This window comes from Luteimonas sp. TWI596, from assembly GCF_039674105.1.
GTDB lineage: Bacteria > Pseudomonadota > Gammaproteobacteria > Xanthomonadales > Xanthomonadaceae > Luteimonas.
The window spans coordinates 223,959-240,184 of record NZ_JBDJMU010000004.1 but is presented as its reverse complement, the minus strand read 5'-3'; the positions used below and the strand labels follow the sequence as shown (position 1 = coordinate 240,184).

The 16,226-nt window shown below is 69.1% G+C and carries 20 protein-coding genes; 7 read left to right on the top strand and 13 right to left on the bottom strand.

The annotated features are described in order from the left end of the window. Positions 1-27: 27 nt before the first annotated feature. From ABE487_RS05110 to ABE487_RS05085, 6 genes are all read right to left on the bottom strand, one after another. On the bottom strand, positions 28-630 hold the full coding sequence (locus ABE487_RS05110; RefSeq protein WP_346445339.1) for a nitroreductase family protein: 603 nt from the start codon (positions 628-630) through the stop codon (positions 28-30). 163 nt (positions 631-793) lie between these two features. Further along, on the bottom strand, positions 794-1,159 hold the full coding sequence (locus tag ABE487_RS05105; RefSeq protein WP_346445340.1) for a glycine zipper 2TM domain-containing protein: 366 nt from the start codon (positions 1,157-1,159) through the stop codon (positions 794-796). Between the two features lie 125 nt (positions 1,160-1,284). Next, a complete protein-coding gene (locus tag ABE487_RS05100; RefSeq protein WP_346451585.1) occupies positions 1,285-2,085 on the bottom strand; it encodes an SDR family oxidoreductase in 801 nt (266 codons plus the stop codon). Positions 2,086-2,149: 64 nt separating this feature from the next. Next, complete coding sequence (locus ABE487_RS05095) at positions 2,150-2,416, bottom strand: hypothetical protein (protein WP_346445342.1); 267 nt, start codon at positions 2,414-2,416, stop codon at positions 2,150-2,152. 11 nt (positions 2,417-2,427) lie between these two features. Further along, positions 2,428-2,733 carry a YkgJ family cysteine cluster protein gene (locus ABE487_RS05090; protein ID WP_346445343.1) on the bottom strand — a complete coding sequence of 102 codons (306 nt, stop codon included), beginning with the start codon at positions 2,731-2,733 and terminating at the stop codon, positions 2,428-2,430. A gap of 219 nt (positions 2,734-2,952) precedes the next feature. Continuing rightward, positions 2,953-3,102 (bottom strand): hypothetical protein, encoded by a 150-nt coding sequence (locus ABE487_RS05085; protein ID WP_346445344.1) that lies wholly within the window; start codon positions 3,100-3,102, stop codon positions 2,953-2,955. Positions 3,103-3,259: 157 nt separating this feature from the next. Between ABE487_RS05085 and ABE487_RS05080 the strand changes: the two genes are divergently transcribed. Continuing rightward, positions 3,260-3,436, top strand: coding sequence for a DUF1328 domain-containing protein (locus ABE487_RS05080; RefSeq protein ID WP_346445345.1), 177 nt, complete (start codon positions 3,260-3,262; stop codon positions 3,434-3,436). Between the two features lie 148 nt (positions 3,437-3,584). Then, a complete protein-coding gene (locus ABE487_RS05075; protein WP_346445346.1) occupies positions 3,585-3,830 on the top strand; it encodes a DUF2789 domain-containing protein in 246 nt (81 codons plus the stop codon). Positions 3,831-4,080: 250 nt separating this feature from the next. On the opposite strand, the gene ABE487_RS05070 is transcribed toward ABE487_RS05075, so the two are convergent. Beyond that, a complete protein-coding gene (locus ABE487_RS05070) occupies positions 4,081-4,488 on the bottom strand; it encodes an MliC family protein (RefSeq protein WP_346445347.1) in 408 nt (135 codons plus the stop codon). A 106-nt stretch (positions 4,489-4,594) separates the two neighbouring features. Continuing rightward, positions 4,595-4,990: an MliC family protein gene (locus tag ABE487_RS05065; RefSeq protein WP_346451587.1), complete on the bottom strand. Its 396-nt coding sequence runs from the start codon at positions 4,988-4,990 to the stop codon at positions 4,595-4,597. Between the two features lie 191 nt (positions 4,991-5,181). On the opposite strand from ABE487_RS05065, the gene ABE487_RS05060 reads away from it, so the two are divergent. Beyond that, positions 5,182-5,652, top strand: coding sequence for a hypothetical protein (locus ABE487_RS05060; RefSeq protein WP_346451588.1), 471 nt, complete (start codon positions 5,182-5,184; stop codon positions 5,650-5,652). Between the two features lie 230 nt (positions 5,653-5,882). On the opposite strand, the gene ABE487_RS05055 is transcribed toward ABE487_RS05060, so the two are convergent. Further along, positions 5,883-6,170 carry a DUF3247 family protein gene (locus ABE487_RS05055; RefSeq protein WP_346451590.1) on the bottom strand — a complete coding sequence of 96 codons (288 nt, stop codon included), beginning with the start codon at positions 6,168-6,170 and terminating at the stop codon, positions 5,883-5,885. Positions 6,171-6,237: 67 nt separating this feature from the next. Beyond that, a complete protein-coding gene (locus tag ABE487_RS05050) occupies positions 6,238-6,966 on the bottom strand; it encodes a Crp/Fnr family transcriptional regulator (RefSeq protein ID WP_346451591.1) in 729 nt (242 codons plus the stop codon). 194 nt (positions 6,967-7,160) lie between these two features. Between ABE487_RS05050 and ABE487_RS05045 the strand changes: the two genes are divergently transcribed. Together ABE487_RS05045 and ABE487_RS05040 are read left to right on the top strand one after the other, a co-directional pair. Next, positions 7,161-7,349: a hypothetical protein gene (locus tag ABE487_RS05045; RefSeq protein WP_346445352.1), complete on the top strand. Its 189-nt coding sequence runs from the start codon at positions 7,161-7,163 to the stop codon at positions 7,347-7,349. Between the two features lie 93 nt (positions 7,350-7,442). Beyond that, positions 7,443-9,761, top strand: coding sequence for an FdhF/YdeP family oxidoreductase (locus tag ABE487_RS05040; protein ID WP_346451593.1), 2,319 nt, complete (start codon positions 7,443-7,445; stop codon positions 9,759-9,761). 57 nt (positions 9,762-9,818) lie between these two features. On the opposite strand, the gene ABE487_RS05035 is transcribed toward ABE487_RS05040, so the two are convergent. From ABE487_RS05035 to ABE487_RS05025, 3 genes are read right to left on the bottom strand one after another with little or no spacing between them, the layout of a single operon-like run. Further along, positions 9,819-10,889 carry a glutathione synthetase gene (locus ABE487_RS05035; protein ID WP_346445354.1) on the bottom strand — a complete coding sequence of 357 codons (1,071 nt, stop codon included), beginning with the start codon at positions 10,887-10,889 and terminating at the stop codon, positions 9,819-9,821. Then, positions 10,886-12,106 (bottom strand): tyrosine/phenylalanine carboxypeptidase domain-containing protein, encoded by a 1,221-nt coding sequence (locus ABE487_RS05030; protein WP_346451594.1) that lies wholly within the window; start codon positions 12,104-12,106, stop codon positions 10,886-10,888. Before ABE487_RS05030 ends, ABE487_RS05035 begins: the two co-directional genes overlap by 4 nt. Next, positions 12,103-12,960: an N-formylglutamate amidohydrolase gene (locus ABE487_RS05025; RefSeq protein WP_346451595.1), complete on the bottom strand. Its 858-nt coding sequence runs from the start codon at positions 12,958-12,960 to the stop codon at positions 12,103-12,105. The genes ABE487_RS05030 and ABE487_RS05025 overlap by 4 nt, the downstream gene beginning before the upstream one ends. A 161-nt stretch (positions 12,961-13,121) precedes the next feature. On the opposite strand from ABE487_RS05025, the gene ABE487_RS05020 reads away from it, so the two are divergent. Further along, the gene (locus ABE487_RS05020) at positions 13,122-15,269 is read left to right on the top strand and encodes a S46 family peptidase (RefSeq protein WP_346445357.1); all 2,148 of its coding nucleotides are present in this window, start codon (positions 13,122-13,124) and stop codon (positions 15,267-15,269) included. Positions 15,270-15,288: 19 nt separating this feature from the next. Next, positions 15,289-16,179 (top strand): pseudouridine synthase, encoded by an 891-nt coding sequence (locus ABE487_RS05015; protein ID WP_346451597.1) that lies wholly within the window; start codon positions 15,289-15,291, stop codon positions 16,177-16,179. The last annotated feature ends 47 nt before the right edge of the window (positions 16,180-16,226 follow it).

The window sequence follows — 16,226 nt, the reverse complement described above, 5'->3', positions numbered from 1 at the left end:
CGTCGCACGGCGCCGCGGCGCGGGGGCTCAGCCGTGCACGCGGAAGCGCAGCGCGTCGTCGATGAAGTCCTTGTCGCCGAACGGGGCCTCGTTGGAGCCGAACGGCATCTGAGCGCGCAATGTCCAGCTTGCCGGCAGCGACCACTGCGCAGCCGCGGCGGCGTCGGGCAGGGGGTTGTAATGCTGCAGGCTGGCGCCGATGCCGGCGTTGGCGAGCGCGCTCCAGACCGAGAACTGTGCGATCGCGCTCGCGTGCTCGGACCAGACCGGGAAGTTGTCCGCATACAGCGGGAACTGCTGCTGCAGGCTGCGGACCACGTCCTGGTCTTCGTAGAACAGCACGGTGCCGGCACCGGCGGCGAAGCTGTCGATCTTTGCTTCGGTGGCGGCGAAGCCGTCGGCCGGCACGATCGCGCGCAGCGCATCCTTGACGATGTTCCAGAACGTCTGGCTCTGATCACCGAACAGGATCACCGCCCGCGAGCTTTGCGAGTTGAACGACGACGGGCTCAGGCGCACGGCCTCCTGGATCAGTTCGGTCGTCGCCTGCTGCGAGATCGGCAGCGTCCGACCGAGGCTGTACTGGGTGCGGCGGCGGCGCGAGGCGTCGAGAAACGGATTGCTGGACATGCTGGGCTTTCCTGGTTGCGAGAGAGACAGGCCGCGATGCGGCGACCGGGAAAGTGTGGCGTCACCAGCGCGCCGCGGTAGCGCGGGGGACGGAAAGGATCGTTTCAGGCACAAAAAAAAGCCGGCAGCCCGTGGGATGCCGGCGCGTAAGCTGCTTTGGAATTCAGCGATAGACGCGATCGCAGCGTGTCTCGACGATACGGTCGCCGCGGGTCTCCTGGCGATTGCCCTGGACATTGCGGCCGATCGCGCCGCCAGCCACGGCGCCACCCACGGTCGCAAGCTTGCGACCGTTGCCGCCCCCGATCTGGTTACCGATCAGCCCACCGATGACCGCGCCCGCCGCCGTGCCGCCGATGCGATTGGGATCGGAGCTGTTGCGCTGGACTTCCACATCCTTGCAGACCACGCGGCTGCCGTCGTTGAAACGGCGCCCTTCGTCCTGCGGGCCGTAGTGCTGGGCATGGGCAGTTCCTGCGGCGGCCAGCGAGAACAGGCCGAGGCAGGCGAACGTGCGCAACGTGTTCATGACGATCTCCACAGGGATGATGGGGCGATGCTCGCAGCCAACCGGCCAACCGCGCATGAAACCCGCCCGGTCCCCGCGTTCTGGTTCAGCCGCCAGGGCGCCGCGTGACGTCGGCGTCGTCGTGCTCAGGCGTACTGCATCTTTCGGGTCATGCCCCCGTCGACGACGATGTGTTGACCGGTCACAAAGCCCGATGCAGGCGAGAGCAGATAGACCGCGAGCGCGGCAATGTCCTCGGGTGTGCCGACACGCCCTGCCGGGTGCTGCGCGTGGTCGCGCCTGGACAGCGCCGGACGGCGGCGCGATGCCGGCCGACGCCAGGCCTCGGTTGCGATCCAGCCCGGGCCGATCGCATTGGCGCGGACGCGCGGTCCCTCGCTGATCGCGATTGCATGGGTCAACGCCACCAGGCCGCCCTTGGCAGCGGCGTAGGGTTCGGTATGCGGCTCGGACTGGAGCACACGACTGGATGCGATCATGACGATCGCGCCGTGTCGCTCGCGCAGCGCGGGCAACGCGTACTTGCAGCACAGGAAGGCGCCGGTCAGATGGGCATCGATGAACCGGCGCCATTGCGACAACGGCAGCGTCGCGAGATCGTCGACGTGGGGATCGGCGGGCCCGGCGTTGTTAACCAGCCCGTCGAGGCCGCCCAGGCGCGTGCAGGCCTTGGCGAAGAAGCTGCGCACCGACGCCTCGCGGGCGACATCGAGCGGGAAGAACCAGGCCCGATCGCCGACATCCCACTCCGCCAGACAGGCCGCGCCGGCGTCCCGGTCCAGGTCGCCGATCGCCACGCGTCCGCCGGCGCCGAGCACGGCCTGGGCGATGCCGAGGCCGATGCCTTGCGCGCCGCCGGTGATCGCGACCACGCGGTCGCGCAGTGGTGCTGGGTCGAGCGGCAGCACGGGCGGGGTCAGGGACATGGCGGCCTCCACGGCGAAATCGGCCGCAGGCTCGCACGGCCGGCATCGCGGCCGGGTGCAGGCCTCAGCTGCCGCGGGCCTTCTTCGGCACGCTGGCGGCGACCTTCGGCGCCTCGGCATCGACACGCATCAGCGTTCGCGTGACACCCAGCACTTCGATCCGGCCGCCCGCTGCGCGGAAACGCGCCAGGTCCGCCGCGATTCGATCGCTGGTCACGCTCGCGCCGCGATCGCCGGGCTTGCGCGGGCCGGCGAACAGGTGGCCGGTGCTCGACGCGGTCGTCGGGGTAGTCGCTGCGGCCGGGGCCGCTGTCTTCTTGGTACGGGACATCGAACGCTCCTTCAGTACATCGCCAGGGGGATACCGCGTCGTCCGCGGTCTTCGTAGTCGTCGCGGACCGAGCGGCAGTAGGGACCGGCCATCTCGAAACGCCGGCAGATCTCCGGTCGGGTGTCGTAGATCGAACAGCACATCCGCGCCGGATCGATCGCCACGCACCAGCCTTCCTCGTCGCGGGCCATGACCTGCAGCCCGGCATCGGTGACATCGATGAACCGGGCGGGCACGTCGTCGTCGCTCTGCAGGACCACCGTCAGCCGGCAGCAGACCGCGTCGCAGCGCGCGCAGTCGATGTCGGGCGCGGTCATCGGCCCGAATCCGGGCGGCGGATCGGGTGAGACGTAAACGAGGTGGAGACGCGGCGGTTCATCACGCTTCCTGGGGAGCGTCGCCCGGAGCGGGCGGTCACACGTGGGGGAAGCGAGGCGGCGGCCAGGGCGGTCGCGCGGGACGCACGGATGGGCAAGAGCCCGGTGCCTAGCATAACACCGCGCGTCTGTGGGGCCGTCGGCGCCTGGCCGGGCGGTTCAGGAATGCCGGTTGATGTCGCTGGTGTCGCCATCCCGGTGCGCGGCGCCGCTCTGCTGTTCGCGTTCGTTGGGCTGTCGCTGGCGACGAACGCCGATGCCTGGAGGGACCTGCCCCGCATCGACAACACGCTCGAAGGGCTGATCCATGGCGTCTGTGCAGGTGTCGATGGCCCTGAGCCGCCGGGCGGCGCGACCGCCGCGCGGCGGGGCGCGTTCACGCCAGCCGCACCCCCCCGGTCACAGACTGCGGTTCGCCGACGCGACGAATGCCACGTCGTGCAACTACCGACGTATGGAGAACGACATGATCAAGTGGGCCATCATTTTCGCCGTCATCGGCCTGATTGCCGGTGCCCTCGGGTTCAGCGGTGTCGCCGGCGCCTCGATGGGCATTGCCAAGTTCCTGTTCTGGGCGGCGATCATCATTGCCGTCGTGCTGTTCGTGCTGGGCCTGACGGTCGCCAAGAAAGTCACGAGTTGACGACGCGGTCGCTCGCAGTGCCACGACCGCCGGCTTGCCGGCGGTTTTTTTTGGCGGGCCGATACGAATGGGCCCGTTCGACACTCAAGCCACCTTGACGCGCGCGCCGATAGGGTGGGCGCCACCGCTTGTCAGACCGAGGATTTCCGTGGAATCGACCGTGCACCCCTTCTCCGAACTGTTCGCCCAACTCGGGCTGCCCGATGACGACGTGTCGATCCGCGCGTTCATCGCCCGGCATGCGCCGCTGCCCGACGACGTGCGGCTGGAGGAAGCGCCGTTCTGGACGCCTGCGCAGGCGCAGTTGCTGCGTGAGGAGCGGCTCGAGGATGCGGACTGGATCGTGGTCATCGACCAGCTCAATGTCGCGATGCACGCCACGCCCGACCCATAAGGGGCGCTGCCGTGCGTTGCTGGCCCTGCTGGCGACCGCATTCGCGGCGTGCGTTGCGCAGGCCGCCGGTCCCACGTCCGACGCAGTGCGCACAGTCGCTCGCATCGGCGTCAACGTGCCGCCGGTGGATCGCGATCCGGGGCTTGACGATCACACCGTGCTCGTTCGCGGCCGCCGCATCGTCTAAGTCGCGCCGTCCGTCCGGGCCATCGCGCGCCGCCGACAGCGCCGGCGGCGCGGGCCCCGCACGTCAGGGGGTGCCGGGCGTCCCGGTGCACACCCGGTCGGGATGGTCGCTCCGCAGCAGGATCGCGTCGTTCGCCCCGCGGGTCCACAGCACATTGCCTTGGTCGTCGGCGTAGCGGGCGCCCTGCATGGCCGGATCGCTCTGGGTCCGCAACACGACGTGCGTGCCATCGATCGCCACGCTTGCCTGGCCTTGCCCATCGAAGGTCGCATCCACCGGCGTGCCTTCGCAGTCGTAATGCACGACGCGCGCGATGGGCGCAGCGTCGGTGGACGGCGTTTCGGGATCCGGCGGTGTCGTCGCGTCGGGCGAGGGCGGCGGCACGGTGTCGTCGGCCGGTGCCTGCGCTGGCGAGCAGCCGGCGATGGCGAAACCCAGGACTGCGATGATCAAGGGTGAAGCGTGGCGCATGGTCGTCTCCTTGCGTGTGGACACCTGGGACGGACATGGGGGGAGGCGCGTTTCGCAGGCTACCCGTCCCCCGGGCGGCGGGTGTGAAGACCGCGTGGAAGGTCGGTCAGCCGTCGATGTCCTCAGACGCCCGGCAGATCTGCGACGGCATACCGTCCACGGTGATGTCGGCTTCGTCCGAGCCCTTGGTCCACAGCACATTGCCCGCGTCGTCCGCATAGCGGGCTCCGCTGGCGGCCGGCGTCGTGCGCAAGGTCAGCGTGCGCCCGTCCACTTGCATCAGCGCGGTGTCGCCGTCGTCCTCGTAGGCGACGGTGTAGCTGCGCTCGCCGCAGTGATAGCTGACCGTCGACGATGGCGTGCCCTCCGCCTCGCGGGCGGCGAGCGAGCCGGTGGGCGGCGGTGCCTCGATCGCCGCGGGGGCAGGGGGTGGCGAGGCGGGATTGGCGTGCGTCTGTTCGACGCGGTCGTTCGAGCAGGCCGCAAGGACCAATCCGATCAAGGCGGCGGGCAGGCGGCATGGCGCATGGCGAGTCCTCGTGCGTGGTTGGCAGCCGCCGGGGCGCCCGGCGTGACGGGCTGCCATCGTGGACCGGTGCACGTCAATGTCAGGTGCGCAGGTTCGCCAGACCATCGTGACCGAATGCGAACATCCTGACCGGCACCATGGACGGTCATCCGACGAGGCCCGCCATGCCCATCCATCGTGTCTTCGCCTGTGTCCTCGCGCTGTGCGCGGCGTCGCTGGCCGCCTGCCAGCCCAGTGGCGAGACTGCCACGCGTCCCAACACCTCCGCAGCGGCCGCCGAAGGCGCCCCCGCACAGGGCGCGGCGATCAACGACGATGTCGTCGTGTCGACGAACGAGCCGTTCTGGCAGGCGCGGGTCGAGGGCGATACGGTCGTGGTCACCGGGATCGAGGCACCGGCACGCCGGTTCGTGCGGGCGTCGTCGTCGATGACAGCGGACGGCCGACGTATCGAGGCCCGGGACGAGGTAGGGGATGTCGTCCTGATCGTGCGTCGTATGCGCTGCGAGGACGACATGTCCGGGGCACGGTTCCCGCTGACGGCGTTGCTGACGCTCGACGGCGACGGTCCACATCGCGGCTGCGCCAGACCGGCCTCGATGCCGCCACCGCGGCCGCCCGGCGAGACACCATAATCGCCCGCAGCCCCCGACCGACGGGGCTGCGGCGTCGTGTCGGCGAAGGGTCTCGGCGCCACGGCCGCACGCGTGGAAAGCGTCGGCTGGCACCTGCGTGCGCGTTGGAGTGCGGCGCCCGACCGCGTGGTCCTGCCACGTCCTCGTCTTACGTTGCTCCATCTGGGGGAGCGCGCGGGCGAGCCCCCGCAGCAGCGGGCGGCTGCCTGGCGCGCCGGGCGCCTGCGCGATCAGGCGCTGCCGATCTGTTCGATCGCGACGATGTCGCCGACCCAGACGAAGTGCGGCACCGTGGGATCTTCCAGGTCGTCGAGCCGCAGCCGGGCGTTGTGGCCTTCGTCGCCGTCTGCCGTGCGGAAGATTTCCAGTGTCGGCCGCGCCGACACCACGCCTTCGACCTGCGCGCCGTCGGCGAGGGTCACCTTTACGATGGCCTCATCGTCGAGCAGGCGGATGTTGCGTTCGAGCGCATCGATCTCGGTGCGCTCGATATGGATGCGCGGCGGCGTCTGGCTCATCGAAAACCTCCGGTCGGGAGGCCGCATGATGCCGCAACGCCGGGCCAAGGCCGGGTGAGGGCGGGCGTCAGCGTTCGGGTTCGAGGGGTTCGCGCAACAGGCGGTCGTACTCGCTGCGGATGACCTCGTAGCATTCGCAGGCACGTTCGAGCAGCGAGGCCGGCTCGACAACCTGGATCAGCCCGCGGCTGTAGCGGATGCAGCCTTCCTCCTGCAGCCGGCGCGCCGCTTCGGTCACGCCCTCACGGCGCACGCCCAGCAGGTGGGCGATCTGCTCCTGGGTCATCTTGATCTCGGTCGTGCCGATGCGGTCGTTGACCAGCAACAGCCAGCGCGACAGTTGCCGGTCCACCGTATGGTGGCGATTGCAGACCCCGGTCATCGCCGTCTGCGTCAGCAGGGCCTGCGCATATCGCAGGACGATGGCCTGGAATGCGCCGCCCAGCTGGAACTCGCGTTGCGCGGCGTCGGCCCGCAGCGCGAGCGCTTCGCCGCCGACCTGCACCACCGCACGCAGCGGAATGCTGCGCGCGCCAGCCAGCAGGCCGGCGCCGACGACGCCTTCGTTGCCGATCATCGCGACTTCGCTGGTGTCTCCGTTCTCCAGCGCGTACAGGACCGAGACGATGCCTTCGCGAGGGAAATACAGCGTGGAGCGGGACGCGCCTGCCTCATGCAGGACCTTGCCGACCGGCAAGTCGACCAGTTGCAGATCCTTGCCCAGGCGATCGCAGACTTCCGGTGGCAGGTCCTGAAGCAGTCCATTGAGAGGCGCCCAGGGCGCATTCCTGTTCATGCGGTGTACTTGGATCCGGCTCGTTCATTCAACGATGAATTCTCGTTGCTGAATGGGGTGTCGTATGTGCGAAACCGCGCATACGCTCTGCTGAATACGTTCGGTACCGCACAGACGGCGTGAAAACGGCGCTGCAACGTCACGTGGGCAACCTTGGATGGTGCGCTAGGAACGGGCAACGACAGGAGCGTCGCATGAGAACGGATGATGTCGAGCTGTGCCGCATCTATGGACAGATGGCGCGCGAGTATCTGGGGACGGTGTCTTGGGAAGAGTGCGTCGCTCAGCTGGAAGCCGGCTGGCTGCGGCTTCGACGCGACGAGAGCATCGCCTGGGACGACGCCGAGCCCCTGGTACGGGCCTTCTGGGAATTGGCCGACTGAGTCGCTGTTTGTCCTGCTCACGTGCTGTCCGTTTCACGTATGCGTGAGCGCCGACGCGCTAGCGTCCGATGTCATTCGCTCGAGGGACGGACGATGGCACAGATTCGAATCGGTCGCTACGACGGCCCCGCTGGCGGCTGGGGTTCGGTGCAGTCCCTCGCCCGACACGGCCTGGGCCACGACGCGCCCAGCGTCGAAGGTGCGCGCCAACTGGCACGGCAGAACAAGGTCGACGGGTTCGCCTGCGTCAGCTGTTCGTGGCCCAAACCTGCCGAACCCCACGCCTTCGAGTTCTGCGAGAACGGCGCCAAGGCGACGATGTGGGAACTGGACGAATCGCGCGCCGACGCCGCGTTCTTCGAGGCCCACCCGCTGTCGGCGCTGCGGCAATGGGCCGACTACGATCTCGAAGCCCAGGGCCGACTGGTCGAGCCGATGCGCTACGACGCGCAGCGCGATCGCTATGTGCCGATTTCGTGGGAGGACGCGTTCGCGCTGATCGGTCGTGAACTGCGGGCGCTCGAGCGCGAGCGCGTAGTGTTCTACGCGTCCGGCCGCGCATCGCTGGAGGCCTCGTACATGTACGGCCTGCTGGCGCGCGTGTACGGCAACAACAACCTGCCCGACAGCTCCAACATGTGCCACGAGAGCACGTCCGTTGGACTGCCCAGGAGCATCGGCGTGCCGGTGGGCACGGTGCTGCTGGAGGACTTCGAACACTGCGACTGCATCCTGTCGTTCGGCCAGAACGTCGGCGTCAACAGCCCGCGCATGCTGCACCCGCTGCAGGACGCCAGCCGGCGCGGCGCGGAGATCATCACCTTCAATCCGCTGTACGAACGCGGCTGGGAGCGGTTCACCAATCCGCAGGAGCCGCTGGCGATGGCGACCGGGCAGTCGACGCGCATCAGCAATGCCTACTTCCAGGTGCGCGCCGGCAGCGATCTGTCGGTGCTGCAGGGCATCGCCAAGGCCTTGTTGGCGCTCGATGATGCGGCCGTGGCCGCCAACGAACCGCGCGTGCTCGACCTGGCGTTCATCGCCGAGCATACGCACGGCTTCGATGCATTCGCCGCGTCGCTGCGCGCCAGCGACTGGGCGGACCTGGAGCGCGAATCGGGTCTGTCGCGCGCCGACATGGAAGCCGTCGCCGGCGTCTACGCCCGGGCCAAGGCCACGATCCTGGTCTATGGCATGGGCCTGACCCAGCATCGCCACGGCGTCGACAACGTCCGCATGCTGTGCAACCTGGCGCTGATGCGCGGCAATGTCGGCCGCCCGGGCGCCGGCATCTGTCCAGTCCGCGGGCATTCGAACGTCCAGGGCCAGCGCACCGTCGGCATTTCCGAAAAGCCCGAACTGGTCCCACTCGATCGCCTTCAAGCACAGTACGGATTCGAGGCGCCGCGCAAGAAGGGGCGCGATACGGTCTCGACCGTCGAGGGCATTCTCGACGGCTCGGTCCATGCCTTCATCGGGCTGGGCGGCAACTTCGCGCGCGCCGCACCCGAGACCGGGCCGCTGGAGGCGCGCTGGGGCGGCATGGCGCTGACGGTGCAGGTGGCCACCAAGCTCAACCGCAGCCATTTGCTGTGCGGCCGCACCGCGTTGCTGCTGCCGTGCCTGGGCAGGCTCGAGGAAGATGTGCAGGCGACCGGCCCGCAGCGGGTCACCGTCGAGGACAGCACCACGTGCATCCACGGCTCGTTCGGGACCAGCCGTCCGGCCAGTGCGCAGCTGCGCTCGGAGCCTGCCATCGTCGCGGGCATCGCGCTTGCGACGGTCGCCGGTCAATCGCAGGTGCCCTGGCAGGCCTGGGTGGACGACTATGCCAAGGTCCGCGACGCGATCGAGGCGACCTATCCCGAGCAGTTCCGCGACTTCAATGCGCGGCTGCATGTGCCCGGCGGTTTCCCGCGTCCGGTCGCCGCGCGCGAGCGGCGCTGGCAGACAGAAAGCGGCAAGGCCGAGTTCCACGTGCCCGACGTGCTGTCGGCGACCGGCTTCGAGGATCGCCCAGGTCGCTACCGGCTACTGACGATCCGCAGCAACGACCAGTTCAACACCACCGTCTATGGGTATCGCGACCGGTTTCGTGGGATCGAGGGCACGCGCCGCGTCGTGCTGATGAATGCCGACGACATCCGCGCGCTCGGCATCGAAGAGGGCGAGGAAATCGCGTTGGCCACCGATGTCGACGATGGTGTGCGCCGCGAGGTCGGTGGCCTGCGCGTGGTGCCGTATCTGATTCCGGCTGGCTGCATCGCGGCCTATTACCCCGAATGCAATCCGCTGATCCCGGTCGCCCACCACGCGATTGACAGCCATGTGCCGGCCGCGAAGTCGGTGCCGGTCCGGATCGTGCGGGGACACAACGACGCGCCGGTGCCCGCAGGCCCGGCGCCGGAATGACTGGCGGTTGCATCATTGGGAAGTGCCGCACGGCCCTGCGACCGTGCGGCGCGCGGGTCAGAGCATGGCCAGTTCGGCGTTGCCGAGCGTCCGGCCGTAGTGGCGTCGCAGGCGCAGCTTGCGCTCCAGGTCATCGACGATCGCGCCACTGAAGTCCAGGCCGGTCAGTTCTTCGACCATGTTGATGCCGCCCGGCGTGTCGACGTTCACCTCCATCAACTTGTCGCCGACGATGTCCAGCCCGACGAAGTACATGCCGTCGCGGATCAGTTTCGGCGCCACCAGTTCTGCCAGGCGCAGCGCATCGGCATCGGGCACCGCCATTTCGTACTTGCCCCCGGCGCTGATGTTGCTGCGCGCATCGCCACTGTCGTTGTAGCGCCGGATGCAGGCGTAGGTCCCGTCGACTTGCAGCGGCCGGCCGTTGAGCATCAACAGCCGCAGGTCGCCGTTCTTGGCGGCAGGCAGATACGCCTGCGCGATCGCGTAGCCGTCTCGGGTCACCGCGTCGATCATCTGATTCAGGTTGCCGGCGCCGTTGCCATCGACGACGAACACGCCCTGGCCGCCCGATCCCTGCAGCGGCTTGATCACGCCACAGCCCTCATGTGCGGTCAGGAAGGCCTTGATCTCCTCGGCGTCGCGGCTGATGCAGGTGACCGGACGCACATCCTCTGGAAAATGCTGGAAGTATGTCTTGTTGGACGCGTCGGTCAGATGCGTGGGATCGTTGACGACCAGCACATCGTGCAGTGCGACCAACTGCGCGAACAGCAGTGCGCTGCCAGGCGCCCAGGGGCGTTCGACCAGTTCCTCGGCCGGGTCGCTGCGCAACATCAGCACGTCCAGGTCTTGCACCGAGATCCGTTCGGTCTGGCGCTCGGGCCCCTGGAGGTCGGCAAGCAGCGCGCGGTCGTCCTCGTAGCGGTCCAGGCGCGGAATGCGGGCGCAGGCGCGAATGGTGCCGCCAGCGTCGTAGGTGAAGTCGCCCAGGCCGATCAGGGCGACCTGATGGCCGCGATGGACCGCCTGCCGGGCGAGGCGAATGGTCGTGTAGTTGTCCTGCTCGGTGTCGACATCGTTGACGACGAAGCCCAATCGCATCGGGGTGTGCTCGCTGGCGCTCATGGTGTGGGTTCCGGGGGGCGGTGGGTCTGGTGGAGGCATTCGACCGGCGTGCGACGGCACGCGTCGAGGCGGGTGGAAAAGTCGTCGGCCGCGGCGTAGCGGGGCAGCAGTGCGGGTGGCACGACCCAGCCGTCCTCGATCAGGGTCTGGAGCAGGTCGAGTTGCGAGAGGGCGAACTTGCCCAGGAACAGCGCATCGAACGTGCCGTCGGCGGTGAGGTAGGCCAACAGGTCGCGCACGCCGCGCAGGTAGACCGCATCCTTGGTCAGCCCGCCGCCACGGCGCGCACGCAGCGCGACATCGAAGGCATCGTCGGTCGGCAGGGCGTGGTGGGTGTGCAGCCGGTCGAAGATCGCCGGCAGGCCCTCGCCGTTGGCGGCCATGGCCGCGGCGACGACGCGTGCAGCGAGCACGCGCAGGCGCTCGCCGGGTAGATAGCCGGCCAGATACTCAGCCAGCACCCCCAGCCCTTCCTGGGTCGGATCGTATTGCGCCAGCCCCACCTGCAACTGGCGCAGCGCCTGCTGCTGGCCGTTGTGACGGGTCACCACGTGGGTGCCGATCTCATGCTGGATCAGCGGATCGACGCGGGCGTGAGGCAGCCGGATGTTGCCGTCGATGTAGAACGTGCCGTGGGACACCATCAGCATCGAGCTGATGTCGGTATCGACCACGACATCGATGTGGAAGTCCGGCGCTTGCGCGCGATACCAGTCGATCTCCGCCTCGACCGCTGCGCGAACCTCGTCGATGCCGGCATCGGCGACCAGCGGTTCGCCTGCCGGGACGTCGGTGAGAATGCGCCGGGCCAGGTCCAGCAGGTCGGGTTCGACATCGCCGAACAGCGCGATGCTGGCCGCGATGAAGTCCGGTCGGTCGCGCGCCTGGACCAAGTCGATCATGCGGCTGAGCTCGCGCTGCTTCTCGGCCAGCAGCGCCTGCAGCGCCGACGGCGCGACGTCGCCGATCGGCAGCGCATCGAGCTGGTGGCGGGCCGCCTCGAGGTCGGTCTCCAGGTCGGCGTAACGCAGTTGTGGCTCGACCATTCGTCCGGTGGCGTCGAACTGGCGCCACAAGGCTTCGCCGTCGAGCGGTGACAGCGCGATCAGCCAGTCCAGTTGCGCGTCCATGCGCGCCAGCGCGTCGTCGATCTGCGCGGCGACCGGGGGCAGGGCGCGCGCCTGCGGACGGGCCATCGCGACGCTCTCGGCGCTCACGCCAGGAACTCCGGCCGGACCGCCTCCACGGCCTGCTGCAGCCCGTCGCGTAGGGCGTAGAGCGCGGGAATGTCGACCTGGCCACGCCATTCGTCCATGAAGATCTTCTTGTACTCGGGCGAGATCGTGCAGACGCGATCGCCCCAGTGCGCATAGACCCATTCCGGGAAGTGGCCGCCGGTCGGGAATCGCACATTGCAGCGCACGTCGGGCAGTACACCGCGCACCGGATGCCGGCGCAGCACGTTGGCGAAGCGTCGCGCGGTGCCGCCCCAGCGCGCCTCGTCGAGCGTGGTGACGCCCAGTTCGATGTCGGGGTTGTCCGCCTGCTGCGCCGGATCGGCGTGCGCGCCATCGCGGCGATGGTTGTAGCTGTGGATGTCGATCAACAGGGCGCAGCCCCAGCGATCGACCGTGCGATCGATCAGCTCGCCCACCATCGCGTAGAAGCGGTCGTAGAGCGCCAGCGAGGCCGCGCGTTCGGCCGCGGTCAACGGCGAGGCCCACACCTGCAGCCCCCAGGCCGCTTCGGGCGTGGCGTAGATGGCCTGGTCACGCGGGCGGTTGAGGTCGACTTCGAAGCGCGACGTGCGCACACGCAGGCGCACGTCGCCGATCTGACCCAGCAGGCTGGTCAGCGGATCCTCCTCGCGCCAGCGCGTGTCCTCGTCGAGCGCGACACGATCACGCAATGCGGGACGCAGCAAGTGACCGTCGTGGATCGCAGTCGTGATGACCGGGCCATCTGCGGCGACCAGATCCCATGCGTCCTCGCGCAGCCGCAAGGCGGGCGGGATGCTCGGCGTCAGGAAAGTTTCGGAATGGGGGCGACGTGGATCGGGAGCGACTGGCATGGCGCGCATGCTCGCAAGCGGCCTATGATGCGGACGTGACCGCACAGGCCGCTGCGCTTGACGGCGCATTAACCGCGGGCGTGACCGATGGGCGTTGTCGGCGGGCGCTGCGCTGGCTATCGTCGCCGGCTGTGCCGTCGTGCTCTTCTTGGATCCTCGCCATGCCTTGCAAACGCCCGCTGACTGCCGCGCTCGCGGCCGGCCTACTGTTGTCCGCCGCCGCCCATGCCGACGAAGGCATGTGGTTGCCGGGCCAATTGCCCGACCTGGCTGCGCAGATGCGCCAGGCCGGCTTCCGTGGCGACGCGCGGGCGCTGGCCGACGTGACCCGTCCCCCGCTCAGCGCCGTGGTCCGCGTCGGCGGCGGCACCGGTGCCTTCGTTTCCGGCGATGGCTTGCTGCTGACCAATCACCACGTCGCCTACGGCGTGATCCAGTACAACAGCAGCCCCGAGCGCGACATCATCGATGCGGGCTTCATCGCCGACGGCCGGGCCGACGAGCGCCCGTCCAATCCCGATTTCCGCGTGCTGGTGACGGTCGGCTTCGACCAGGTGACCGACGCGGTGCTTGCGGATGCGCGCGGTCTGGAGGGGCGCGCCTACCATGACGCGATCGACGCGGCCGGCAAGCGCCTGGTCGCCGACTGCGAGCACGACGGCGAGGTGCGTTGCAGCGTCGCCAACATGGACTACGGCAGCGACTTCTACCTGATCCGACAGCTGGAACTGCGCGACGTGCGCCTGGTCTACGCGCCGCCGCGCGCGATCGGCAACTACGGCGACGAGATCGACAACTTCATGTGGCCCCGGCACAGCGGCGACTTCACGCTATTGCGCGCCTACGTCGGGCGCGACGGGCGCCCGGCCGACTACAGCCCCGACAACGTGCCCTATGCACCGCCGGCGCACCTTCAGATCGCCCGCAACGGGCTGCATGCCGGCGACTACGCCATGCTCGCCGGTTATCCGGGCACGACGTTCCGCCATCGCACGGCGGCCGAGTTCGAAGCGCAGGTGGGGCAGGTGCTGCCGCAGCGGGTGGCGGTGTTCGATGCCTTGATCGCGGCTGTCGAGGCGGTGGGCCGCGACGATGCCCAGGTCCGCACACGTTATGCCGCGCAGCTGCAGACGTTGAAGAACCGCCGCAAGCGCGCTGCCGGCGAGCTTGAAGGGCTGGTGCGCAGCGATGCGGTGCGCCAGCGCCGCGACGACGAGGACGCGATGCTCGCCGCGACCAGCGGCGACGACGCGCGCGACATCGCCGCGCTCCAGGCGGTGCTCGCGCAGGGCAATGCGGCCGGCGAGGGCGAGCAGTTGCTTGAGCTGATCGCCAGCCAGACGCAGCTGCTGCGCAGCGCGCTGCTGCTCGAACGCCTGCGCATCGAATCGGCCAAGCCCGACGCGATGCGCGAGCGCGGTTACCAGCAGCGTGATCTCGCGCTGATCGAGGGCGTGCTGCGCCAGGCGCAGCGACGGTATGCCCCCCAGGGTGAGAAGGCGCTGCTGACGGTGCTGCTCGGCCGCTACCAGCAATTGCCCGACGCGCAGCGGTTGCCGGCGTTCGACGCGGCGTTCGGCCGCACACCTGCCGCTTTGGCAAGCGCGCTCGATGCGCTCTATGCGGGCACCGTGCTCGGCGAAGAAACGCAGCGGCTGTCGCGTTTGCAGGCCGCGCGCGACGGCCGGGCACTGGCCGACGATCCGCTGATCGCGCTGGCAGGGCCGCTGGTCGCCGCGCAACTGCAGGCCGAGGACGCCCGCAAGACGCGCGAGGGCGAGCAACTGCGGCTGCGCCCGGCCTATATGCGCGCCCTGGTCGCCTGGCGGGCCTCGCAGGGTCGGGCAGTCTATCCCGACGCCAACGGCACCTTGCGCGTGAGCTTCGGGCGGGTCGAGCCGCTGTCGCCGCGCGATGCGGTCGCCTATGCGCCGGTCACCACGGTCGCCGGCATCGTCGAAAAGCACACCGGCCAGGCGCCGTTCGATGCCCCGGCACCGCTGCTCGATGCGATCGCGCGCGGCGACTTCGCCGGCACCGACGAGCCGACGCTGGGCAGTCAACCGGTGAACTTCCTGACCAACCTCGACACCACGGGCGGCAACTCCGGCTCGCCGGTGCTCGATGCCCGCGGCGAGCTGGTCGGGCTGAACTTCGACAGCAACTGGGAATCGGTCAGTGCCAGCTGGTGGTTCGACCCGCGCACCAAGCGCGCCATCCATGTCGACATGCGCTACATGCGCTGGTTGATGGCCAAGGTCTATCCGGCGCCGGCGTTGCTGCAGGAAATGGGGCTGCCGACCCGATGATCGGGGCCGGGGCGCGGGCATGACGCGACGGCGGTTGCCGCTGCGCGACGGCGTGCCCGCGAGTCGGTTGCAGCTGCCGGCCGGGCCCTGGCGCACGGTGCTCGAGGCATTGTGCGCACGGTTCCCGCAGATTCCACGGCCCACCTGGGAATCGCGCTTCGCGCGCGGGTGTGTGCTGGCGGCCGACGATGCGACGCCGCTGGCGCCGGACGCGGCGTATCGCGTGGGCCTGGAGATTGCCTACTACCGCGAAGTCGACACAGAACCGGTCGTCGCGGCGATCGAGCGCATCGTGCATGTGGATGCGCACCTGGTGGTCGCCGATAAGCCGCACGGCCTGCCGGTGATGCCGGCAGGTGCCTTCGTCCGGCAGACCTTGCTGCACCGGTTGAGCGAACGGCTGGGCAACCCGCATCTGGTGCCGCTGCACCGGATCGATCGCGCGACCGCCGGGTTGGTGCTGTTCTCGGCCGAGCCCGGGACGCGCGCGGCCTACCAGGCGCTGTTTCGCCAGCGGCGCATCGACAAGCGCTACGAGGCGCTGGCGGCGCCGCTGCCCGACCTGGCGTTTCCATACGTGCACCGCAGCCGGATCGAACGCGGCGTGCCGTTCTTCCGCATGCAAGAGTGCACGGGCGTGCCCAACAGCGAGACCCGGATCGACGTGCTCGAACGCGGGCCCATTGACTGGCGCTATCGGCTCGAGCCGGTGACCGGCCGCAAGCACCAGTTGCGCGTGCATCTTGCTGCGCTCGGCGCGCCGATCCTGCACGATCCCTGGTACCCCGACCTGCGCGAGACCGACGACGGCGCGCCTGCGCTGCAATTGCTCGCCGCGTCGCTGGCGTTCGATGACCCGCTCGACGGCCGCCGCCGATGCTTCGATTCCCAGCTGCGCCTGCAGCCGTGAGGCGGCTCGGGATCGGCGGTCATGGGCGCGGTGCATAATCGGCGCGC